The sequence below is a fragment of the Iodidimonas muriae genome, from assembly GCF_014647255.1.
GTDB classification, from domain to species: Bacteria; Pseudomonadota; Alphaproteobacteria; order Sphingomonadales; family Rhodothalassiaceae; genus Iodidimonas; species Iodidimonas muriae.
On record NZ_BMOV01000002.1, the window covers coordinates 216,534 to 236,914 of the forward strand.

The 20,381-nt window shown below is 57.0% G+C and carries 23 protein-coding genes; 12 read left to right on the forward strand and 11 right to left on the reverse strand.

The annotated features are described in order from the left end of the window. The first annotated feature begins 164 nt into the window (after window positions 1-164). On the forward strand, window positions 165-584 hold the full coding sequence (locus IEX96_RS03410) for an MAPEG family protein (protein WP_188873478.1): 420 nt from the start codon (window positions 165-167) through the stop codon (window positions 582-584). On the opposite strand, the gene IEX96_RS03415 is transcribed toward IEX96_RS03410, so the two are convergent. Beyond that, window positions 581-2,107, reverse strand: a complete 1,527-nt coding sequence (locus IEX96_RS03415) for a YifB family Mg chelatase-like AAA ATPase (RefSeq protein ID WP_188873479.1) — start codon at window positions 2,105-2,107, stop codon at window positions 581-583. The genes IEX96_RS03410 and IEX96_RS03415 overlap by 4 nt on opposite strands. Before the next feature lie 138 nt (window positions 2,108-2,245). Between IEX96_RS03415 and IEX96_RS03420 the strand changes: the two genes are divergently transcribed. Next, window positions 2,246-2,620 carry a histidine triad nucleotide-binding protein gene (locus IEX96_RS03420; protein ID WP_150004251.1) on the forward strand — a complete coding sequence of 125 codons (375 nt, stop codon included), beginning with the start codon at window positions 2,246-2,248 and terminating at the stop codon, window positions 2,618-2,620. Continuing rightward, window positions 2,617-3,009, forward strand: coding sequence for an MAPEG family protein (locus IEX96_RS03425; protein WP_150004252.1), 393 nt, complete (start codon window positions 2,617-2,619; stop codon window positions 3,007-3,009). Before IEX96_RS03420 ends, IEX96_RS03425 begins: the two co-directional genes overlap by 4 nt. Before the next feature lie 8 nt (window positions 3,010-3,017). On the opposite strand, the gene IEX96_RS03430 is transcribed toward IEX96_RS03425, so the two are convergent. Further along, complete coding sequence (locus IEX96_RS03430; RefSeq protein ID WP_229773501.1) at window positions 3,018-4,037, reverse strand: adenosine kinase; 1,020 nt, start codon at window positions 4,035-4,037, stop codon at window positions 3,018-3,020. Between the two features lie 144 nt (window positions 4,038-4,181). Here IEX96_RS03430 and IEX96_RS03435 point away from each other — a divergent pair, with 144 nt between their 5' ends. Together IEX96_RS03435 and IEX96_RS03440 are read left to right on the forward strand one after the other, a co-directional pair. Next, the gene (locus IEX96_RS03435) at window positions 4,182-4,886 is read left to right on the forward strand and encodes an EI24 domain-containing protein (RefSeq protein ID WP_188873480.1); all 705 of its coding nucleotides are present in this window, start codon (window positions 4,182-4,184) and stop codon (window positions 4,884-4,886) included. Then, a complete protein-coding gene (locus IEX96_RS03440; protein ID WP_150004254.1) occupies window positions 4,883-5,362 on the forward strand; it encodes a hypothetical protein in 480 nt (159 codons plus the stop codon). The genes IEX96_RS03435 and IEX96_RS03440 overlap by 4 nt, the downstream gene beginning before the upstream one ends. Window positions 5,363-5,375: 13 nt before the next feature. Here IEX96_RS03440 and nth read toward each other — a convergent pair whose 3' ends face one another. Further along, the gene (gene nth / locus IEX96_RS03445) at window positions 5,376-6,023 is read right to left on the reverse strand and encodes an endonuclease III (RefSeq protein WP_229773502.1); all 648 of its coding nucleotides are present in this window, start codon (window positions 6,021-6,023) and stop codon (window positions 5,376-5,378) included. 71 nt (window positions 6,024-6,094) lie between these two features. Here nth and IEX96_RS03450 point away from each other — a divergent pair, with 71 nt between their 5' ends. Beyond that, a complete protein-coding gene (locus tag IEX96_RS03450; protein ID WP_188873481.1) occupies window positions 6,095-6,667 on the forward strand; it encodes a DUF2244 domain-containing protein in 573 nt (190 codons plus the stop codon). Here IEX96_RS03450 and IEX96_RS03455 read toward each other — a convergent pair. The 7 genes from IEX96_RS03455 to hrcA form a co-directional block, all read right to left on the reverse strand. Further along, the gene (locus tag IEX96_RS03455; protein WP_188873482.1) at window positions 6,660-7,490 is read right to left on the reverse strand and encodes a S1 family peptidase; all 831 of its coding nucleotides are present in this window, start codon (window positions 7,488-7,490) and stop codon (window positions 6,660-6,662) included. The two genes, IEX96_RS03450 and IEX96_RS03455, sit on opposite strands and share 8 nt — an antisense overlap. Before the next feature lie 5 nt (window positions 7,491-7,495). Continuing rightward, on the reverse strand, window positions 7,496-7,909 hold the full coding sequence (locus IEX96_RS03460; protein WP_150004258.1) for a DUF350 domain-containing protein: 414 nt from the start codon (window positions 7,907-7,909) through the stop codon (window positions 7,496-7,498). A gap of 29 nt (window positions 7,910-7,938) precedes the next feature. Then, window positions 7,939-8,739, reverse strand: a complete 801-nt coding sequence (dapB, locus tag IEX96_RS03465; protein WP_188873556.1) for a 4-hydroxy-tetrahydrodipicolinate reductase — start codon at window positions 8,737-8,739, stop codon at window positions 7,939-7,941. A gap of 41 nt (window positions 8,740-8,780) precedes the next feature. Continuing rightward, entirely contained in the window at window positions 8,781-9,917 is a 1,137-nt protein-coding gene (dnaJ, locus tag IEX96_RS03470) for a molecular chaperone DnaJ (RefSeq protein ID WP_188873483.1), read from the reverse strand. A 119-nt stretch (window positions 9,918-10,036) separates the two neighbouring features. After that, the gene (dnaK, locus tag IEX96_RS03475; RefSeq protein ID WP_150004259.1) at window positions 10,037-11,959 is read right to left on the reverse strand and encodes a molecular chaperone DnaK; all 1,923 of its coding nucleotides are present in this window, start codon (window positions 11,957-11,959) and stop codon (window positions 10,037-10,039) included. Window positions 11,960-12,186: 227 nt separating this feature from the next. After that, on the reverse strand, window positions 12,187-12,798 hold the full coding sequence (gene grpE, locus IEX96_RS03480) for a nucleotide exchange factor GrpE (RefSeq protein WP_150004509.1): 612 nt from the start codon (window positions 12,796-12,798) through the stop codon (window positions 12,187-12,189). 119 nt (window positions 12,799-12,917) lie between these two features. Continuing rightward, window positions 12,918-13,949 carry a heat-inducible transcriptional repressor HrcA gene (gene hrcA, locus IEX96_RS03485; RefSeq protein ID WP_150004260.1) on the reverse strand — a complete coding sequence of 344 codons (1,032 nt, stop codon included), beginning with the start codon at window positions 13,947-13,949 and terminating at the stop codon, window positions 12,918-12,920. 204 nt (window positions 13,950-14,153) lie between these two features. On the opposite strand from hrcA, the gene rph reads away from it, so the two are divergent. From rph to hemW, 3 genes are read left to right on the forward strand one after another with little or no spacing between them, the layout of a single operon-like run. Then, a complete protein-coding gene (rph, locus tag IEX96_RS03490) occupies window positions 14,154-14,873 on the forward strand; it encodes a ribonuclease PH (protein WP_150004261.1) in 720 nt (239 codons plus the stop codon). 13 nt (window positions 14,874-14,886) lie between these two features. Then, window positions 14,887-15,489 (forward strand): RdgB/HAM1 family non-canonical purine NTP pyrophosphatase, encoded by a 603-nt coding sequence (rdgB, locus tag IEX96_RS03495; protein WP_150004262.1) that lies wholly within the window; start codon window positions 14,887-14,889, stop codon window positions 15,487-15,489. Next, window positions 15,473-16,651, forward strand: a complete 1,179-nt coding sequence (hemW, locus tag IEX96_RS03500; protein WP_188873484.1) for a radical SAM family heme chaperone HemW — start codon at window positions 15,473-15,475, stop codon at window positions 16,649-16,651. Before rdgB ends, hemW begins: the two co-directional genes overlap by 17 nt. Here hemW and IEX96_RS03505 read toward each other — a convergent pair. Further along, on the reverse strand, window positions 16,629-18,026 hold the full coding sequence (locus IEX96_RS03505; protein ID WP_150004263.1) for a penicillin-binding protein activator: 1,398 nt from the start codon (window positions 18,024-18,026) through the stop codon (window positions 16,629-16,631). The two genes, hemW and IEX96_RS03505, sit on opposite strands and share 23 nt — an antisense overlap. Window positions 18,027-18,071: 45 nt before the next feature. Between IEX96_RS03505 and rsmI the strand changes: the two genes are divergently transcribed. From rsmI to gshB, 3 genes are all read left to right on the forward strand, one after another. After that, entirely contained in the window at window positions 18,072-18,956 is an 885-nt protein-coding gene (gene rsmI, locus IEX96_RS03510; protein WP_150004264.1) for a 16S rRNA (cytidine(1402)-2'-O)-methyltransferase, read from the forward strand. Continuing rightward, complete coding sequence (locus IEX96_RS03515) at window positions 18,875-19,348, forward strand: YraN family protein (protein WP_150004265.1); 474 nt, start codon at window positions 18,875-18,877, stop codon at window positions 19,346-19,348. Before rsmI ends, IEX96_RS03515 begins: the two co-directional genes overlap by 82 nt. 93 nt (window positions 19,349-19,441) lie before the next feature. After that, a complete protein-coding gene (gshB, locus tag IEX96_RS03520; RefSeq protein ID WP_150004266.1) occupies window positions 19,442-20,380 on the forward strand; it encodes a glutathione synthase in 939 nt (312 codons plus the stop codon). Window position 20,381: the final 1 nt, after the last annotated feature.

Genomic DNA, 20,381 nt, shown 5'->3' on the forward strand with positions numbered 1-20,381 from the left:
GCCTGCACAGTAGAAGGCCGCACCAAAGTTGAGAAGGTTAAAAATAACCTCCGCCCTACTGATCGTCTCTAAGCGGCATCCTGTGCATGCCACTTCCGGCCCTTGCTGCATCACATCAGGTGCGTCATAGTGCTTGAAACATGGGCCTTTGGGGGAATGAATTCATGGACAATCCAGTCGCCTTCACACTGCCTTTATCCGCAGAGCTCTATTGGCTTTTGCTGACCTGCCTTTTAACAGCTTTCCTGTGGCTGCCTTATATTTTACAGCTCTTGATGGAACAAGGCACGGCCAAAGCCTTGATGGATGGTCAGCATGCCACACCGGCAACCGCTCCATGGGCGCAACGGGCCAAACGCGCTCACCTCAATGCAGTAGAAAATCTGGCAATATTCGCGCCGCTGGTTTTTCTCGTCGCTCTGACAGGCAATAGCAGTGGTGTCACCATCCTTGCCGCACAGATCTATTTTTTCGCGCGACTGGGGCATTATCTGGTTTATCTGATAGGCTTACCGATCGTCCGCACCATATTTTTCGCCATAGGATTTGTTTGCCAGCTCGTATTGGCTTTCGCTCTCCTCTAGACGGCATTGAAGGCCGGGGCGATACGGCGGAAACTAAGGGCTTCGGCAATATGGGCATGGCGAATATCCGCCGCGCCGTCCATATCCGCCAAGGTGCGCGCCACCCGCAAAATCCGGTGATATCCCCGCGCCGACAAGCGCATCTGACCGATGGCTTTTTCCAAAAGCGCCCGACCCGCCTCATCGGGGCGAGCAATCCGGGCCAGAATATCGCCATCCGCTTGCGCATTGGTCAACAGATCCGGCTCTCCCATGGCTATAAAGCGGTCCCGTTGAAGGGTGCGGGCCGCCGCCACACGCTTTGCCACATCCGCCGACCCTTCCGCAGGGGGCGGTAATGTTAAATCCAAAGCCGATACGGCAGGCACATCGATATGCAGATCAATGCGATCGAACAATGGACCGGAGATTTTCGCCTGATAATCGGCGGCACAGCGCGGCGCACGGGCACAGGCCAGCGCCGCATCGTCCAGATGCCCGCACCGGCAAGGATTCATCGCCGCCACAAGCTGGAACCGCGCCGGATAGGTCACATGGGCCATGGCCCGCGACACCACCGCCTTGCCGGTTTCAATGGGTTGGCGCAGGCTTTCCAAGGTAGCGCGGGGAAATTCCGGCAACTCATCCAAAAACAGCACCCCCATATGCGCCAAACTGACTTCGCCGGGTTTGGCCCGTGCGCCGCCGCCCACCAAAGCAGGCATGGATGCCGAATGATGCGGGCTGCGGAAGGGACGTCGGCGGCTGATGGCCCCACCATCCAGCATCCCGGCAACGGAGGCCACCATCGACACCTCCAGTGCCTCTTTGGCCGACAAGGGCGGCAAGATTGAAGGAAGCCTTGCTGCCAGCATGGATTTCCCCGATCCGGGTGGCCCCATCATCAGCAAATTATGGCCGCCCGCTGCCGCAATTTCCAAGGCGCGTTTGGCCAGCTCCTGACCCTTGATATCGCGCAAATCGGGCAAACTGCCGTCCATATCCGCCAAGGCCGCTTCTGGGCGCGATAAAATCTGGCTGCCTTTCAAATGGTTGACCAAGCTCAGCAAATCAGGGGCCGCTAAAATATCCAGATCCCCCGCCCACGCCGCTTCGCCCCCTTGGGCTGCCGGACAGACCAAGGCCAAATCAAGGCCGGATGCGGCAATGGCGGCGGGCAGCACGCCGGGCACGGCACTAATCTTGCCATCCAAAGACAATTCCCCCAGTGCCAAAAGCCCCGCCATATCTTCGCGGTCCAGCACCTCCATGGCCGCCATCAGGCCAAGGGCGATGGGCAAATCATAATGGCTGCCTTCCTTTGGCAAATCGGCGGGCGACAGATTGACGGTGATGCGCTTGGGCGGCAAGGCCAAGCCCACAGCCGCCAAGGCAGACCGCACCCGTTCGCGCGATTCGCCCACCGCTTTATCGGGCAACCCCACAATGGTAAATCCGGCCATGCCATTGCTGACTTGCACCTGAACATCCACCGGCTTTGCCTCGATCCCGGCAAAGGCCACCGTATTTATATGTGCGACCACGCACCGCCCCCCTTTTGTCGTCTGGCTTTTGCGATACTCTGTAAGGATTGGCCTTCAAAGGTCAATCATCGCCGGTTTTTTCTTGCTGCCATAGCCCATTGGGGGGATGGTTTACGCCAAGACTAGAAGGAGGGTTTCATGGCCTATGACGACACCAATATCTTTGCCCGCATCCTGCGCGGCGAGATCCCGGCAAACACCATCTATGAAGATGACTATGCCCTTGCCTTTCACGACATCAACCCACAAGCGCCGGTACATGTTCTGGTGATTCCAAAAGGGCCATATCAATCCATGGAGGATTTCACCCAAAGCGCACCCGCCGATCTGATTGCCGGATTTTTCCGGGCCGTGGGCCATGTGGCCCGATCCCTTGATCTGGCCGAGAGCGGTTACCGTATTCTGGCCAATCACGGGCCCAACAGCCATCAGGAAGTGCCGCATTTGCACATTCATATTTTCGGTGGCCGCCCCCTCGGCCCGATGCTGGTGCAAACAGAGACGAAGGCATGACCCTTGCCGCATGGTGTTTGCTGGCGGCTTTCCTTTTGATCTACGCACCGCGCGGGCCGCTGCTGAAAAGTACGCTGACGCAAGAAGGGCGTTATGACATTTTAGAACCGCGCGCCCAGCAAGCGCGGCTAAAGGGCAAAGCGATGCGGGCTTATGGCGCGCATCTCAATATGGTCGAAGCCTTTGGGCCCTTTGCCGCTGCCGTGATCATGGCACATATCCTTGAGGCCGACCCCCTGTGGCGCGACGGGCTGGCGGTGACGTTCATCGCCGCCCGTCTGCTTTATATCCCCGCCTATCTACGCGATTGGGGCTATGGCCGCACGGCTGTATGGGCCGTGGGGCTTTTGGCTGTGATCGGGCTGTTTATACTGCCCGCTTTTCACTGATTATCCGTCTAAGACGCCATCACATCGGCCACAACGGCCTTGAGATCGGTTTCCGGCCGCGCCCCATAATGGGAAATAATCTCCGATGCGCAATGCGATGCCACCCGCCCCATCTGATGGACATCGCCGCCGCGCGCCCATGCATAAAGAAAACCGGCGGAATAAAGATCGCCCGCACCGGTGGCATCCACCACTTTGGCCACCGGAACCGGATCGATCACATGCACCTCCTGGCCTTTCACCACCACCGAGCCTTTTTCCGAACGGGTAAGGGCCGCCAGGTCCACCTTATTGCCCAGGGTTTGCAAGGCCTGATCGAAATCTTTTGTTTGATAAAGCGATTTGATTTCATCTTCATTGGCGAACAAAATATCCACATGATTGTCCACCAGATCGAGAAATTCGCTGCGATACCGATCAACGCAAAAGGAATCCGACAAACTCAGCGCCACCTTGGTTCCGGCTTCATGGGCAACGCGCATGGCTTTCAAAAAAGCCTTTTTGGCTTCGACCGGGTCCCATAAATAACCCTCCAGATAGACCACTTCGGCGCTGGCGATATAAGCGGGGTCGATATCCGCTTCCCTAAGTCCTTGTGTCGCTCCAAGATAGGTGTTCATGCTGCGCTGGCCATCGGGCGTGACCATGATCAGGCACCGCGCCGTGGGATCGCCGTCTTTCGCCATGGATGTTTTGAACTCGACCCCTGTGGCGCGGATATCATGGGCAAAAACCTGCCCCAATTGATCATCCTTTACCTTGCCGATAAAGCCCGACCGACCGCCCAAAGCGGCAAATCCCGCCGTTGAATTGGCAACCGAGCCGCCCGAAACCTCGATACCGGGGCCCATGGCATCATAAAGCAGGCCAGCGCGATCGGCATCTATCAGCGTCATTCCGCCCTTTTGAATGGCATGTGTCTCTAGAAAGCCATCATCGGCACGGGCCAACACATCCACAATGGCATTGCCGATCCCGATCATATCAAGCTGTTTGTCCGTCACCTGTTCGCTCCCAATGGGGGCCATAACATCGTCCGCATGATCATGGCCTCAAGACTGAAATTTGACGGCGGAGTATAACGATCCGGCGCTTGAAGCCAAGCGGCTGACATTTTCGTGTAATCCGCTATGCTGGGCTATCGACAGCGTGAACAAAAAACGAGCATGAAAATGATGATGATAAGGGCCATGGGCCTTGCCTTGAATCAATTGGGCGACCCGGCATTCCGGCGGGTGATTATACTGGGATTGGGGCTTTCCGCTTTGGTGTTCGCCGCCATATTGGCCGGCATGATTGCGTTGCTGCCATTGATCCCTGAAAGCGGCATTGGCTGGCTGGATAGCGCGGTGGATTGGCTGGCCGGCCTTGGGCTGCCGATTTTGTTTTTATTGGTTTTGTGGCTGCTTTTCCCCGCCGTCATGACCACCATTACCAGCTTTTTCCTTGATGATGTAGTGGATGCGGTAGAAGCAAAGCATTATCCGCAGGCTGCCGGCTGGCGGCGATCGCCGCTGATAGAGGCCATCTGGCTGGCGGTGCGTTTGTCTGTGCTGATCATTGTGGTGAATATAGTGGCCCTGCCTTTTTATCTGGCCTTGCTGTTCACCGGCTTTGGCACGCTGATCTTATATTTGGCGTTGAACAGCTATCTTCTGGGCCGCGAATATTTTGAAATGGTGGCGGTGCGCCATGCCAGCTTGCGCGATGCGGGCCGCCTGCGCAAATCACGGCGCGACCGGGCCCTGATGGGCGGGCTTGGCATTTCTTTGTTGTTCATGATCCCACTGGTCAATCTGATCGCACCGGTCTTGGGCATAGCCATGATGGTGCATCTGTTCCATGCCTCCCGTGCACAACAGGAGCCGGCTTTATGAAACGGTCTCTTGCTTTTTTGCGCCCCAAACGCCCCGCCACCTTGCGGCTTTGTCTTTTGGCCGGTTTGTCGGTGGCCTTGTCGGGCTGCGCTGCCCTTGGGCTGGAAAAAGACACCCCGCCTCTTGCGAAAACCGAAACCGACTCACCGCCAAAGATCATGGCGGCTTTGCCTCCCGCAGATGCACCGTCCATGGCGGCCCTCCCCAGCCTTCCCGATGCGGGCCGCCTTTTGGGGCTGAGTGCCTTCGAAATTCAGGAATTGATGGGCGAACCGACCCTTGTACGCCGCGAAGACCGCACGCAAATAATGCAATATCTCGATGAAGACGCGGATTGTGTTCTGGATGTGTTTTTATATGAACCGCAGCCCGGCACGCATTTTCGCACCCAATATATCGAAGCGCGCAATCGTGCGGGCGAGACATTGAACCCGCAAGGCTGCATGGCCCAATTGATCCCGCAGGCACAGTGGTAACGAACGAAAGGGATCAGCCGGTTTTATCGGGATACCGACACAGATCCCGCACCAGACAACGGGCACAGTCGGGCTTGCGGGCCTTGCAAATATAGCGGCCATGCAAGATCAGCCAATGATGAGCGTGGCGCATATAGCGGGCGGGGATACGCTTTAACAGCCCATCTTCCACCGCCCGCGGCGTTTTCCCCGGTGCCAGCCCCAACCGGTTGGCCAATCGGAATATATGGGTGTCCACGGCCATTGTCGGCTCGCCAAAAGCCACATTCAGCACCACATTGGCGGTTTTGCGCCCAACACCGGGCAGGGCTTCCAGGGCGGCGCGATCTTTTGGCACAGTGCCGCCATAATCATTTGCCAGTATTTTCGACAGGGCAAAGACGTTTTTCGCCTTGGTGTTGAACAAGCCGATGGTTTTGATGTGCTCCCGAATCCCCTCTTCACCCAGCGCACACATGGCCTGTGGCGTAGGGGCGGCGGCAAACAATCCTTTGGTGGCCTTGTTCACCCCGGCATCGGTGGCTTGGGCTGATAAAACCACCGCCACCAAAAGGGTAAAAGGGCTGGTATAGTTCAGCTCGGTTTGAGGGTGCGGATTGGCGGCTTCGAAACGCGCAAACAGCGCTTCGATATCGGCCTTGGGCATCAAACGGCTGGGCATGGCTTTGCTGGCTTCCTTGATGGGAGAATGACAAACAGCCCGACCCTAAGCGCCTTGAGAAGGATTTGTCTATGAACAGTCATAATCCCACGGCAAGCAAACTGGTCCAGGCCCTTCCCCTAAGCCGTAAAGAACGGCGCATGGCAGGGCTGGAAACAAACACCCCCTTGTGGTTCGACGCGGTGATCCGCCCGCACCGGTCTTTGGCCCCGCATAATTACCGGCTGATCCTTATTCTGGTGGCCGTCTTTTCTGCTTTGGCTGTGCTGCGGTTTCTAACCCTGAACGCCTGGCCGGTGGCGATCTTCTTTGTGCTGGATGCGGGAATGCTATGGGGGGCGCTGAAGCTGTCTTATGTTACAGCACGGGCGTTTGAAACCATCCAATTGACAGACAATATGCTGGTGGTCACCCGCGTCAGCTGGCGCGGCCATGTGCAAAACTGGGCCTTTCAGCCCGCATGGGTCGCTGTCGCTTTATTGGAAGATGAAAAGCCCGCCAAATCCGTGCGCGTAAAGCTGAGCGAACGGGACCGCCGGGTTTTTGTGGGAGAGGCGTTAAGCCCCATGGAGCGGCGGAGCTTGGCACAGGCCCTTATGGCCGCCCTTGAGCGCAAAAAAGCAGGCCGCCCGCCACTTATGTGACCTGGCAATAAACCTGCATCACCGCCCGGTTTTTTCGCAAGCGATTGCCGGTGGCGACGAAATCGCGTTCGGTCAGGCCTTTTGTGCTGGCGGGCTGCCCCTGATTGCCCCAGCGTTTCCCGGCATAATCCAGCATATCCAGCAAGGATGCGATGGGGGTTGTATAAATGCGCCCGCGCCGCACGGTAGACGCCACCGTTGAGCCCACCACCTGCCCCTGTGCATTGAACACCGGACCGCCACTGATTCCACCCAATGTGGCAAGGCTATCGGGGATGCGGGCACGCTCCGCCCAAATATCGACGGGCTCCAGACGTTGAACATAGCCCCGCGTCCGCATCTGCCCCCCGCTCATTTTACGGGACATCACATCACCGGGTTTGCCGCCGGGAAATCCCATATGAAAGCCCAGATCCCCCCGCGCCGGAAGAGTATCAGCCCCTTGCAAAGAGATCTTGCCGAAAGGCCGGGTCTGCAGAACCGCAAGATCATAGTGCGGATGCACCCAAAAATTTTGGACCCCGATGCCCTTATCGGGGCCGGTGAGCAGCGCCATGCGCTCACAATCGCGGGCCACATGGGCCGCTGTCAGCCACAGGCCCTGCCGCGAAATGGCATAGGCCGTGCCAACACTATTACCGGTTTTACGCGCCGCATTGATGGTTATGATGGTGCCGCGCAGCGAAGAGGGCGGCGGGGTAGGAGCTTCATAGCCCGGTGCCGGGCGTGGCCGCCGCTCCTGCGGTTCCCGATCTTCTATTTGCCAGACCACGATCAGGATCACGACCAAGGCATAACCGAGCAGTTCAAACCGGCGCAGCATATCCGTCAAACACTGATTGCGGCGGCATTGACCATGGCCGTGGCAAGTTTTGCACTGACAAGAAGAATGGCGGCGGCCATTTCGCCCCGTTCAATGCGCGCAGACAGATCCTTCAAAACCAGATCCATCACCCGAAATGCCAAAAGCTGGAGAACCAATGTCACCACGCCCCAAACCGCCATATCAACAACACTGACCGATCCGGCAAGCGTAAAGGCCAAGGGCAGGGAAAGGCCAAGAATTGCGCCACCAAGGCTGAGGCTGGCCGCAATATTTCCATCCCGAATCAGGGCCATTTCCTTATGGGGTGTCATCCACATATAAATGACCAGCCCAAGAACCAGAACGGCAAAACAGGTGGCGGACTGGGCAAGAAAATCCGGCAGCCCCGCAATAAGGCTATCGATAACCATCGGCATGAAATCCCCCCGTTTTCGCTGTCAGGCTGTCAGGCCTTCAGCCCCAACACATCCATCATGTCATACTGTCCGGCCTTTTTGCCAACCAGCCATAACGCCGCTTTTACCGCTCCGCGTGCAAAGATCATACGGTCAAAGGCCTGATGCGAAAGCGTGATGCGCTCCCCCGTGCCTGCAAAGAGAACCGCATGCTCACCCGCCACATCCCCGCCGCGCAGGGTGGCAAAGCCGATATGGCCTTCGGTACGCGGGCCGGTGATCCCGTCACGCACCCGATCCGAATGGCTGGCAAGATCAATGCCCCGGCCTGATGCTGCCGCTTCCCCCAAAGCCAAAGCCGTGCCAGAGGGCGCATCCGCCTTATGACGGTGGTGCATTTCCAGAATTTCAATATCGAATTCCGGCCCAAGCGCCTGCGCCGCCTGCCGCACCAGAGCGTGCAAAAGATTGACACCCAAAGAGAAATTGGCCGCCTGCAACAGCGCGATATGCGCCGTTTCCTGATCCATCGCCGCTTGTTGGTCGGGATTAAAGCCAGTGCTACCCACAACAAGCGGTGTTTTATGCGTGGCCGCCAAACGGGCATGGGTCAGGCTGGCCTTGGGGGTGGTGAAATCAATCACCACATCGGATTGCGCGAATAAAGCAGAGGCATCATCGCTGATGCGAAAATCAAGAGGCGTGCCATCAAGGGCCATCAACGCCCGCCCCACATCAGGAGAGCCGGGCCGCGCAACACCGCCGGACAGCACCGCTTCGGGACATTCCAGAACCGCTTTCAAAAGCGCCTGGCCCATGCGCCCACCGATCCCCAAAAGTCCAATTCTGATCACCGGCGCCCCCTTCTTGTCACGCTTTGGCTCTCTGTCGGTCAATCGGTCAGATCATCCCACAGACCCTTGACCTTACTGAAAAAGCCAGTGGATTGCGGCATATGTTTGTCGCCCAGCTCATCGGCCAAACCGCGCAGGGTATCTTTTTGCGCCTTGGTAAGATTCACCGGCGTTTCCACCGTGATCTCTATGATCATATCGCCATAGATCGGCGTGTTGATCTGCGGCATGCCTTTATTGCGCAAACGGAACTGACGCCCGGTTTGGGTGCCTTCGGGAATACGCACTTTGGCGCGGCCGCCGCCAAGAGTCGGCACTTCGATTTCACCGCCCAAGGTGGCTGTCAGCATGGAAATGGGAACGCCGCAATAAACCGTGGTGCCTTCACGCTCGAACACTTTGTGCGGGCGGATGGACAGGAAAATATAAAGATCGCCTGCAGGGCCGCCACGGAATCCGGCTTCCCCTTCGCCCGCAAGGCGGATACGGGTGCCTTCTTCCACACCGGCGGGAATTTTTACCGACAATTGCCGCGTTTTTTCCACCCGACCCATGCCGTGGCAGCTTTTGCACGGGCTGGAAATCACCCGCCCCGCGCCCTTACAGCCCGGACAGGTACGCTCTACCGTGAAAAAGCCCTGCGCCGTGCGTATTTTCCCTGCACCCTGACAGGCGGGGCACATTTCCGGGCTGGAGCCTTCTTCGGCTCCGGTGCCGGAACAATCGTCGCAAGAAACGCTGGTGGGCACTTCGATATTTTCGGTCACACCGTGAAAGGCGCTTTCAAGAGAAATTTCCAGATTGAAGCGCAGATCGGCACCGCGCCGTGCCGAGGATTGCCCCCGTCCGCGGCCACCGCCGCCGCCCATCATGTCGCCAAAGAATTGATCGAAAATATCTGAAAAGCTGTCCGTATCGAAGCCGCGCGCCTGTGCGCCACCGCCATGCCCATTTGCAAAGGCCGCATGGCCATAACGATCATAGGCCGCGCGCTTCTGATCATCCTTCAAGACGTCATAAGCCTCGCTGATTTCCTTGAAACGCTGCTCTGCGGCTTCATCATTGGGATTCCGATCGGGATGATATTGCATGGCAAGTTTGCGGTAGGCCCGCTTGATCGTCGCCCCATCCGAGCCACGCTCAACACCCAGTGTTTCGTAAAAACATTCAGTCATGCAACGATCCGTTCTGTTCTTTTCCAAAAGCCTGAAACAACGCCGCCGGCATACCGTCTGGGACGGACACCGACGGCGCCTTTAAAGCTTTGGCTGTGCTTTGCTAACAAAGCGCACGCTTATTTCTTGTCGTCGTCAACTTCTTCGAAGTCGGCGTCTACCACCTCTTCATCAGACGCCTTGGCGGCTGCATCGGCTTGCTGGGCATCACTGGCCGGCGCACCCTCGGCTTCGCCTTGCTGCGCCTTGTAAATGGCTTCACCCAACTTCAAAGAGGCCTGTGTCAGGCTTTCGGTCTTTTGCTTGATGGCATCGGCATCATTGCCTTCAAGCGCCGATTTCAGCTCTGTGACCGCCGTTTCAATGGCACCCTTTTCATCGGAAGACAGCTTGTCGCCATGTTCGGACAGGTTTTTCTCTGTCTGGTGAACAAGGGCTTCCGCCTGATTCTTGGCTTCCACCATTTCCCGGCGCTGCTTGTCTTCCGCCGCATGGGCTTCGGCGTCCTTGACCATCTGCTCGATATCCGCATCCGACAAACCACCCGAGGCTTGAATACGGATCTGCTGTTCCTTGCCTGTGCCTTTGTCTTTTGCCGACACATTGACAATGCCATTGGCATCGATATCGAAGGTCACTTCAATCTGCGGCACACCGCGCGGTGCAGGGGGCAAGCCCACCAGATCAAACTGGCCAAGCAGTTTATTATCGGCAGCCATTTCACGCTCGCCCTGGAACACCCGGATGGTCACCGCACCCTGATTGTCTTCCGCCGTGGAGAACACCTGGGATTTCTTGGTGGGAATGGTGGTGTTGCGTTCGATCAAGCGTGTGAACACACCGCCCAGCGTTTCGATGCCCAAAGACAAAGGCGTCACATCGAGAAGCAGAACATCCTTCACATCGCCTTGCAAGACACCGGCCTGAATGGCAGCGCCAAGAGCCACCACTTCATCGGGATTCACACCCTTATGAGGATCGCGGCCAAAGAAGGATTTCACCGTTTCATGTACTTTGGGCATACGGGTCATGCCGCCCACAAGCACCACATCATCGATTTCACCAGCGGCAACACCGGCATCCTTCAATGCTTTTTTGCAAGGGTCCAACGTGCGCTTGACCAGGTCTTCCACCAGCGATTCCAGCTTGGCGCGGCTCAGCTTCATGGTCAAATGCTTCGGGCCGGACTGATCGGCTGTGATAAACGGCAGGTTCACTTCCGTTTGCGTGGCCGAGCTCAGTTCGATCTTGGCTTTTTCCGCCGCTTCTTTCAGCCGCTGCAAAGCCAGTTTGTCGCCGCGCAGATCGATGCCGTTTTCTTTTTTGAATTCGTCGGCAAGATAATCAACGATACGCAGATCGAAATCTTCACCGCCAAGGAAGGTATCCCCATTGGTCGCTTTCACCTCGAACACGCCGTCGCCGATTTCCAGAATAGACACATCGAAGGTACCACCGCCAAGGTCATAAACGGCAATGGTTTTGCCTTCAGCCTTTTCAAGGCCATAGGAAAGAGCCGCAGCCGTCGGTTCGTTGATGATACGCAGAACTTCAAGACCGGCGATTTTCCCGGCATCCTTGGTGGCCTGACGCTGGGCATCATTGAAATAAGCGGGGACGGTAATCACCGCCTGATCCACCGTTTCACCCAAATAGCTTTCGGCGGTTTCTTTCATTTTTTGCAAAATGAAGGCGGAAATCTGTGACGGCGAATATTTCTCGCCGCGCGCTTCCACCCAGGCATCGCCATTGCCGGAATTGATGATGGAATAAGGCACCATCTCTTTGTCTTTGGTGGTGGTCGGGTCCGCAAAGGTGCGGCCAATCAAACGTTTGATGGCAAACAGCGTATCCTTGGGATTGGTCACGGCCTGACGCTTGGCGGACTGGCCCACCAGCCGCTCGCCATCTTCCGTGAAGGCCACCATGGAAGGCGTGGTGCGCACACCTTCGGCATTTTCAATGACTTTGGGGTTCTTCCCCTCCATGACAGCCACGCAGCTATTGGTGGTGCCAAGATCGATTCCGATTACTTTACCCATAAGTTTAACCTTTTCCTTCAGCCGGTCCGGTGGGCCACATCAATGCACCCGCACAGACCCCCAATCAGGTTGATTTTGTTCATAAGACCGGACTGCGTCCTTTAACGCCCCGAGGTTAAAACACCCAAGAGTTAAAGAAGCAACATCCCGGCCCGCGCCCCTGCATATAGGGGCACTGTTTAAGCCCCGCAAGTCAGTCTTGTTCCGCTTTTCGCAAACTTATTCGCTCAAGCGGTGGTATCCACACCTTGCGCCGCCTTCGGCGTACCGGCTTTTGCCACAGTCACCATGGCGGGGCGCAACAGACGATCCCGGATCACATAACCGGCCTGATACACATCCACCACCGTCCCCGGCGCCTGGGCGTCGGTTTCCACTTCGGCCATGGCCTGATGGAAATTGTGATCGAATTTTTCGCCCTTGGGGTCGATGCGCTTGATGCCGTGCCGCTCAAAAGACGAAAGCAATTCCCGCTCGGTCAACTCCACGCCATCCACAAACACCTTCAAGGTGCCGTCCTCACGCGCCGACGCGGGCAAGGCATCAAGGGTGCGGCGCAAATTGTCGGAAACCGCCAACAAATCACGGGCAAAGCCGGAAATGGCATAGGCGCTGGCATCCTGCTTTTCCTTTGCAGTGCGCCGCAAGACATTTTCCACCTCGGCGCGGGCCCGCATGGTGGAATCGCGCAATGTCTCTATTTCGGCCTCAAGGGCTTCGATACGGGCTTTTTCGTCCGTCCCGCCCTGTTGCGGGTGGTCCTGCGCCGCATCCGCTTTCCCATCCGTTTCATGGGCGTCAGCTTTTCCGGTCGGCGCCGGGTTTGGCGCGTCCGTCATATTTTCAAAAGCAGTGTCCTGCCTGTTTTTCTCGTCCGATCCGCTCATAGCGTTCGACCGCCTCCAATTTTTTACACCAATGGCTACGTTAAAATCACAGCCGGGCCTTGGGTTTCATCTTATAAAAGCCGCCCGATAACCTTGGCTGTGTAATCCACCATCGGAATGATCCGTGCATAATTGATCCGGGTTGGACCAATCACACCGATCACGCCAACGATCTTGTTGTCGCCCTTCATATAGGGAGAGACAACGAGGGAGGAACCCGAAAGTGAAAAAAGGTTGTTTTCAGAGCCAATAAAAATCTTCACACCTTCGGCATCGCGGGCCGATTCCAGCAGCCGCGTCAGTTCCTGCTTGGTTTCCAGTTCATCAAACAGCTTGCGAATACGCTCCAGATCCTCCAGCGCCCGCACATTTTCCAAAAGATTGCCGCGCCCCCGCACGATCAACGAAGAATTGCCATCCCCCGTCCATGTGGCCAGCCCCTCTTCCACCACCTTGCTGGTCAGCGCATCCAGTTCCGCCTGTTGCTGCGCCAATTCCCGTTCAATCACCAAACGCGCCTCTTCAAAGGTGCGGCCTTTGAAGCGGTTGCTCAGATAATTTCCCGCCTGCACCAAAGCAATGGGCGGCAAGCCCTTGGGGAGGGTGATGACCCTGTTTTCCACCGCGCCATCTTCCGACACCACCACCACCAAGGCCCGATCCGGCGGAAGCGGCACAAATTCCACATGCCGCACTGGTGATTCGGTTTTGGGGGCCATCACAAGGCTGGCACAATGGCTCAGTCCCGACAAAAGATTGCTGGCATCTGCCAACACATCTTCACGCCGCCGCCCTTGCCCTGCACATTGCACATCGATATTGGCGCGCTCTTCATCCGTGAGATTGCCGATTTCCAGCAAGCCATCCACAAACAGGCGCAGACCCAGTTCCGTGGGCACGCGACCCGCCGAAGTGTGGGGAGAATAAATCAGACCGGTTTCTTCCAGATCGGCCATCACATTGCGGATAGAGGCCGCCGAAAGATCGATACCGGGCTGGCGCGAAATGGTGCGAGACCCCACAGGATCTCCGGTATCGAGATAGGATTCGACAATGGTACGAAAGATCGCGCGCGAACGATCGTTCAGTCTTCCGATCTGCATGATGTCGGTCCCGTCCTTTCTCCCTCGTCTAAATCATGTAAGGGCCCCGACGCGCCTCGTCAATCAAGGGGGTGGACGCCGCATGGCCGCACCGGCTAGACAACGGCTGGAAATCTTGGAAAACCACCGAGCATCCGCCGAACTGTCACCTCTGTCCCCTTGTCCCTTTTGCCGACAGTCCGGCCAATATTTTGGAGATGTCTTATGCGCCCGTCCGGCCGTGCCCCCGATGAAATGCGTTCCTTGAGCCTTGAGCGCGGTTTTTCCAAACATGCCGAAGGGTCTTGCCTTGTGAAATTCGGCGACACCCATGTGTTATGCACCGCCAGTCTGGAAACCCGCGCCCCCCATTGGTTGCGCGATACGGGCAAGGGCTGGGTAACGGCTGAATATGGCATGTTGCCACGCTCCACCCACAGCCGCATGGACCGCGAAGCCGCACGCGGCAAACAATCGGGCCGCACCCAGGAAATCCAGCGCCTTATTGGCCGGTCCTTGCGCGCCATCATGGAACTTGAAGGCTTGGGCGAGCGCCAGATCCGCATCGATTGCGATGTCTTGCAAGCCGATGGTGGCACCCGCACCGCCGCCATCAGCGGCGGTTTTGTGGCTTTGGTGGATTGCCTGCGCTATATGCGTGATGCCGGTTTGATCGAAACCCTGCCGATCCGCGAGCCGGTGGCCGCCGTCTCTTGCGGGCTTTATAAGGGCAATCCGGTGCTTGATCTGGATTATGATGAAGACAGCGCCGCAGAAACCGACGCCAATTTCGTGCTCACCGCTTCGGGCGGCATTGTGGAAATTCAAGGCACCGCTGAAGAAGCTCCTTTTTCCGAAGAACAGTTTTTGCGGTTGATGCGGTTGGCCCGCATTGGATGCGACCGCATCATTGCCGAACAAAAGCGCGTTTTGGGCCTGAAATAAGGGAATAGAACAAATGCCCCGCGCCTTCACCGAACATCGCATCATCGTGGCCAGCCACAATCCCGGAAAGGTACGGGAAATCCGCAATTTGCTCAGCCCCTTGGGCATCAAGGTGCAAGCAGCAGATGAACTGGGGCTCATAGAACCTGAAGAAACGGGGAAAACCTTCCTTGAAAATGCCGCCTTGAAGGCGCGTGCGGCGGCAACCGCTTCCGGGATTGCGGCTTTGGCCGATGATTCCGGGCTTTGTGTTGATGCGCTTCAAGGGGCGCCGGGGATCTATTCCGCCCGCTGGGCCGGGCCGGACAAGGATTTCGCCTTGGCCATGGCAGAAATAGAGCGCAAACTTGACGGCGCACCAAGCGCCGCCCATTTCACCTGTGCGCTCAGCCTTGCATGGCCGGACGGGCATGTGGAAAACGTGGAAGGGATCATTGAAGGCCGGTTGCGTTTTCCGCCCAAGGGCACGCGCGGTTTCGGCTATGATCCCATCTTTGTCCCCCATGGCTATGATATCAGCTTTGGCGAGATGAACCCGGAGAACAAACTTGCCATCAACCACCGCGCCATCGCCTTTAAAAAAATGCTCAAAGCCTGCTTTGACCACGCAAACTAAGGCAACCAACGCCCCCCCTCTTGCGCTTTATGTGCATTGGCCCTTTTGCGAGCGCAAATGCCCCTATTGTGATTTCAACAGCCATGTGCGCGAGCAGGTGGATCATGATCGCTGGAGGCGGGCGCTTTTGGCGGATATGCGCCATTTCGCCCGACAAACGCCGAACCACATCCTGCACAGCATTTTCTTCGGGGGCGGCACACCATCCTTGATGCATCCCCGAACCGTTGCGGCGCTTATCGAGGAAGCCGCAAAGCTCTGGCCAACCGTAAATGGTCTGGAAATCACGCTAGAAGCCAATCCGTCCAGCGTAGAAGCGGCACGGCTTGCCGCCTATCGCTCCGCCGGTGTGAACCGCGTGTCTTTGGGGGTGCAGGCCCTTGATGATGCGTCTTTGCGGTTTTTGGGGCGGTTACATACTGCGGATGAAGCCTTACGCGCCCTTGAAATTGCCCGTACCACCTTTGACCGGCTGTCTTTCGACCTGATTTATGCCCGCCCTGAACAAAGCCTTGCCCAATGGCGAGAAGAATTGACCCGCGCCTTATCATTCCATGCGGGGCATCTTTCGGCCTATCAACTGACCATCGAGCAAGACACAGCCTTTTTCCGCCGCCATGCGCGAGGGGAATTTCACCTGCCCGATGAAGATCTGGCCGCCGACTTGTTCGCCCTGACGGAAGATTTGGCAGGAGCGCAGGGCCTATTGCCCTATGAAATTTCCAACTATGCCAAGCCGGGGGCCGAATCGCGGCACAATCTGGCCTATTGGCAAGCCGGCCATTATGTGGGCATTGGCCCCGGCGCCCATGGACGGTTGCCTTTGCCCGAAGGCGCAGCCCTTGCCACCCAACAATCAAAGCGCCCGGAAACCTGGCTTGATCAGGTGGAAAACAAGGGCCATGGATCAGAAAACACCGAAACCGTTACCGCCGACCAGCGCTGCGAAGAAGCGGTGATGATGGGCCTGCGCCTGACCAATGGCATCGACAAGGCGCTGTTCGCCGCCCGTTTGGGCCGCCCCTTGGAGCAAGCCATAAATCCACAAGCCATGGCCGATCTGATCGACCTTGGCATGCTTTGCGACAGCCCGACACATTTGGCAACGACCCCCGACGGGCGCTTGTTACTCAACAGCCTTACGAGTCGTCTTTTAAGTTGAAGTCCACACGGCCCAGCCTTTGGCGCTGAAAGCCTGAAGGCGCAGGATCAATGACCTGAAAGCCGGTGCGGCGAATTTCCAGCACCGCCAACCGCCTTTGCGCCACGCCGTTGCCACCAAACCGAAACGCCCCGTCAAGGCCGGTGAACCCCGCCGGATTTTCCAGAACAACCGCAGAAAAGCGCTCTTCTTTCAAAGGATTGCGTGCCAAAGTGGCGATCAGCGCCATGCCGTCATAAGCCAAAGTGGCAATGCGCGGGCCGGATTTGCCATAAGCCGCTTCATAACGCTTCAAAAAATCACGGGGGGCTTTGGGATCGGGGGCCGGAAACCATGCGCCGCGCAAAGGCGGTTCGCGGGTCAGCGCGGGTTCATCCCATAAGCCGGTGCCCAAAAACTGCACGCTTTGTGGATCAATTTCATAATAAGGCAGAAGCGGCCCCAAAGAGCGCAACAAGGGATCGCCCTCCGCCAGCAACAGTGCATCAAATCCCGGTTCGCCCAATGTTTCCTGATTTTCCAAGCGCTTTAGAATCTCGTTCGACAGATCATCGCCCAAGGCTTCCAGCGCCCGTATTTCCGCCAGATATGCGGCACGGCGGCTATCATAGCGGGCCAATTGCTTCACTGGTTCTGCCATCAGATCGGGATCAGGATCATAACGAACCAAAGACACCAAATCACCGCCCATATCCAACACGGCAGGCCCAAAGCTTTCCAACACCCGGTCACCATAAGCCGAATGCGGCACCAACCCTGCCATGCGCTGATGGCCTTGGCTTCGCGCATAAGCAATGATGCGTCTTACATCCTGATCGGGCATGAACCCCATCAGATACACACCATCGCCCGCCACTTGGCTGTCATTGGAAAAGCCGATCAAAGGAATGTCTTGCGTGCGTAAAACACTGGCCGCCGCATCCACCGACTGCGCCAAAAGCGGCCCCAAAACAATGCTAACGCCGGCATCCAGCGCCTGTTGCGCGGCCCGTTGTGCGCCTTGTGCCGTTCCCAATGTATCGAAGGGCAACAATTCCAGCCGGGGATCATAGGCATCAAAAAGCGCCAAAGCCGCCGCATCGCGCATGGCCGTCCCCACATCGGCAGCCGGGCCGGAAAATGGCAAAAGCAAGCCAATGCGGATCGGCTCGAACGCGGGCGCATCGATCGGGGTTTGCCCTTGCTTTACATCCGGCCCATCATAGAGCGCTTTCGGCGCATCCGTTGGCGGCACAGAAGACGGCGGGCTTTGCGGGCCGCTGGCACAGGCAGACAGTAAAAGACTGGCACAAAAGGCGGCGGTTCCAATCAGATAGCGCATCCGGTTCTTTTCCAAAAATCCAAAAAAATCACCCTTGCAGGCTTTATCAGGCATAAGCTAGCTCTGATACAAAATAGGCGCAAACAACAAGGCAAAAGCGTGGCACGTTTCATCGAAGACAGCACAGATGCACCAGCGTCCCCCGGCCTTTATATCGTGGCCACACCCATCGGCAATCTGGGGGATATCAGCCACCGCGCCCTTGAAATTTTATCCAGCGTGGATCTGATCGCTTGCGAAGATACGCGGGTCAGTTTGAAGCTTCTCACCCATTATGGCATCAAAAAGCCGTTGCTATCCTATCACGATCATAATGCCCGGTCTGCAGGTCCGAAAATTTTAAGCGCATTGGCGAAAGGACAAGCGGTCGCGCTGATATCGGATGCGGGAACACCGCTGATTTCCGACCCCGGCTATCGTTTGGTGGCCGATGCCCGCGCCGAAGGCCATCGGGTGATCCCCATTCCCGGAGCCTGTGCCTTTGTGGCGGCCGTATCGGCCAGCGGCCTGCCCACAGACAAAGTGATGTTTTTGGGATTTTCCCCAGCCAAAAGCGTGGCGCGCAAACAGTTTGTCACGCCCTATCAACGGCTGGAGGCCACTTTGGTTTTATATGAAAGCCCCAATCGGCTGGTGGCGGCGCTCACCGATTTCGCAGATATTTTAGGCGACCGGCAAGCGGCCATCTGCCGTGAACTGACCAAACGCTATGAAGATATTCGCCGGGGCCGTCTTTTGGAATTGGCACAGGATTATGCAGGCCAGGAAGGCCGCATCAAAGGCGAGATTGCCATCATTATCGCACCCGCCGAAACAACAAAGATCGAAACGGGCGATCTGGACCCCTTATTGCGAAAGGCTTTAAAAGACCTGTCGGTACGGGAAGCCGCAGCAGCGGTTTCATGGATGACCGGAGAAAAGCGCCGCACGGTTTATCAAAAAGCACTGGCGATCAAAGCGGAAATGGAGGACGGAACATCATAACCGGCAAACGCTCTTCAAGGCTTTCGCGCAAACAGTCGGAAAAGCGCGGGCGCGCCGCCGAATCCTGGGCGGCACTTTATTTACAAATAAAAGGCTACCGCATCCTTGCCCGGCGCTATCGCACTCCTGTGGGGGAGCTTGATCTGGTTGCAAGGCGCGGCGATAGCCTTGTTTTTATCGAAGTAAAAGCACGGCAGGATCTGGCCTTGGGCATGGGGGCCATTTCGCATAACCAGCGCCAGCGCCTTCATAGGGCCGCTTTGGCCTTTATTACGCGGCATCCACAATTTCACGCCTTTGCCCTGCGCTTTGATGCCATCATCATTCGGCCTTTTTCTCTGCCACACCATATTGTTGATGCGTGGCACAGCGCTTCTGTCGGGGATCTCTAAGCGCTGAAGGGAAAAGCACCGCCGTTTCCCTTTCCCAAGGCTGAAAGCACGCTTATATAGATGTGTTTGCAACATTTTCCGGAGCATCATCCCATGGGGTTAAACGTCGCCATTCAAATGGACCCGATCGAAACGGTCGACATCAATGGAGACAGCAGTTTTGCGCTGGGGCTTGAGGCTCAAAGGCGCGGCCATGCGCTTTATCATTATCTGCCCGATGATCTCAGCTGGCGGCAAAAGCGCGTTACCGCCAAAGGACGCGCCATCCATTTGCGGCGCGAACCGGGCAATCATGTGAGCAAGGGAGCCGATGAAACCCTTGATCTGGCTGCCCTCGACGTGATTTTGATGCGGCAGGATCCTCCTTTTGATCTGGGCTATATCACCGCCACCCATATTCTGGAGCATATCCATCCTGAAACGCTGGTGGTGAATGATCCGGCGTCTGTGCGCGATGCCCCTGAAAAGCTGTTTGTCACCCATTTCGACGATCTGATGCCCCCCACCTTGATCACCCGCAGCAAAGACGAGGTGGTGGCCTTCCGCGAGGAATATAAAGACATCATCGTCAAGCCGCTTTACGGCAATGGCGGCGCTGGCGTGTTCCGGCTGCAGCCCGGCGATCAAAATCTGGCTTCATTGCTGGAATTGTTCGCCGATATCTACCGCGAACCCGTAATGGTGCAGCGCTATATTCCGCAAGTACGCCAAGGCGACAAGCGTATCATCTTGGTAGACGGAGAAGTGGCCGGGGCCATCAACCGCGTCCCCGCCGAAGGGGAAGCGCGATCCAATATGCATGTGGGCGGTCGGGCGGAAATTTCGACCCTGACCAAGCGCGATCAGGAAATCTGCGACCGTTTGGGGCCAGAACTGAAAAAACGCAGCCTGATCTTTGTCGGCATCGATGTGATCGGTGATTATCTCACCGAAATCAATGTGACATCCCCCACGGGTATTCAGGAAATCGACCGCTTCGACGGAGCCAATCTGGCAGGCCTCGTCTGGGATGCCATTGAAGGGCGGCTATAAA

Bases quoted from the DNA above. Each gene is read 5' to 3' on its own strand.
- grpE (WP_150004509.1), bottom strand. From the start codon at position 12,798: ATGACGGACGCGCCAAACCCGGCGCCGACCGGAAAAGCTGACGCCCAT.
- dnaK (WP_150004259.1), bottom strand. From the start codon at position 11,959: ATGGGTAAAGTAATCGGAATCGATCTTGGCACCACCAATAGCTGCGTG.
- IEX96_RS03505 (WP_150004263.1), bottom strand. From the start codon at position 18,026: ATGCCTGATAAAGCCTGCAAGGGTGATTTTTTTGGATTTTTGGAAAAG.
- IEX96_RS03460 (WP_150004258.1), bottom strand. From the start codon at position 7,909: ATGCCGATGGTTATCGATAGCCTTATTGCGGGGCTGCCGGATTTTCTT.
- IEX96_RS03455 (WP_188873482.1), bottom strand. From the start codon at position 7,490: ATGCTGCGCCGGTTTGAACTGCTCGGTTATGCCTTGGTCGTGATCCTG.
- IEX96_RS03515 (WP_150004265.1), top strand. From the start codon at position 18,875: ATGGATGACCGGAGAAAAGCGCCGCACGGTTTATCAAAAAGCACTGGC.
- IEX96_RS03430 (WP_229773501.1), bottom strand. From the start codon at position 4,037: ATGGCCCCCATTGGGAGCGAACAGGTGACGGACAAACAGCTTGATATG.
- IEX96_RS03410 (WP_188873478.1), top strand. From the start codon at position 165: ATGGACAATCCAGTCGCCTTCACACTGCCTTTATCCGCAGAGCTCTAT.
- dnaJ (WP_188873483.1), bottom strand. From the start codon at position 9,917: ATGACTGAATGTTTTTACGAAACACTGGGTGTTGAGCGTGGCTCGGAT.
- hrcA (WP_150004260.1), bottom strand. From the start codon at position 13,949: ATGCAGATCGGAAGACTGAACGATCGTTCGCGCGCGATCTTTCGTACC.
- gshB (WP_150004266.1), top strand. From the start codon at position 19,442: ATGGGGTTAAACGTCGCCATTCAAATGGACCCGATCGAAACGGTCGAC.
- IEX96_RS03435 (WP_188873480.1), top strand. From the start codon at position 4,182: ATGATGATGATAAGGGCCATGGGCCTTGCCTTGAATCAATTGGGCGAC.
- nth (WP_229773502.1), bottom strand. From the start codon at position 6,023: ATGCCCAGCCGTTTGATGCCCAAGGCCGATATCGAAGCGCTGTTTGCG.
- rdgB (WP_150004262.1), top strand. From the start codon at position 14,887: ATGCCCCGCGCCTTCACCGAACATCGCATCATCGTGGCCAGCCACAAT.
- IEX96_RS03440 (WP_150004254.1), top strand. From the start codon at position 4,883: ATGAAACGGTCTCTTGCTTTTTTGCGCCCCAAACGCCCCGCCACCTTG.
- IEX96_RS03425 (WP_150004252.1), top strand. From the start codon at position 2,617: ATGACCCTTGCCGCATGGTGTTTGCTGGCGGCTTTCCTTTTGATCTAC.
- rph (WP_150004261.1), top strand. From the start codon at position 14,154: ATGCGCCCGTCCGGCCGTGCCCCCGATGAAATGCGTTCCTTGAGCCTT.
- IEX96_RS03450 (WP_188873481.1), top strand. From the start codon at position 6,095: ATGAACAGTCATAATCCCACGGCAAGCAAACTGGTCCAGGCCCTTCCC.
- IEX96_RS03420 (WP_150004251.1), top strand. From the start codon at position 2,246: ATGGCCTATGACGACACCAATATCTTTGCCCGCATCCTGCGCGGCGAG.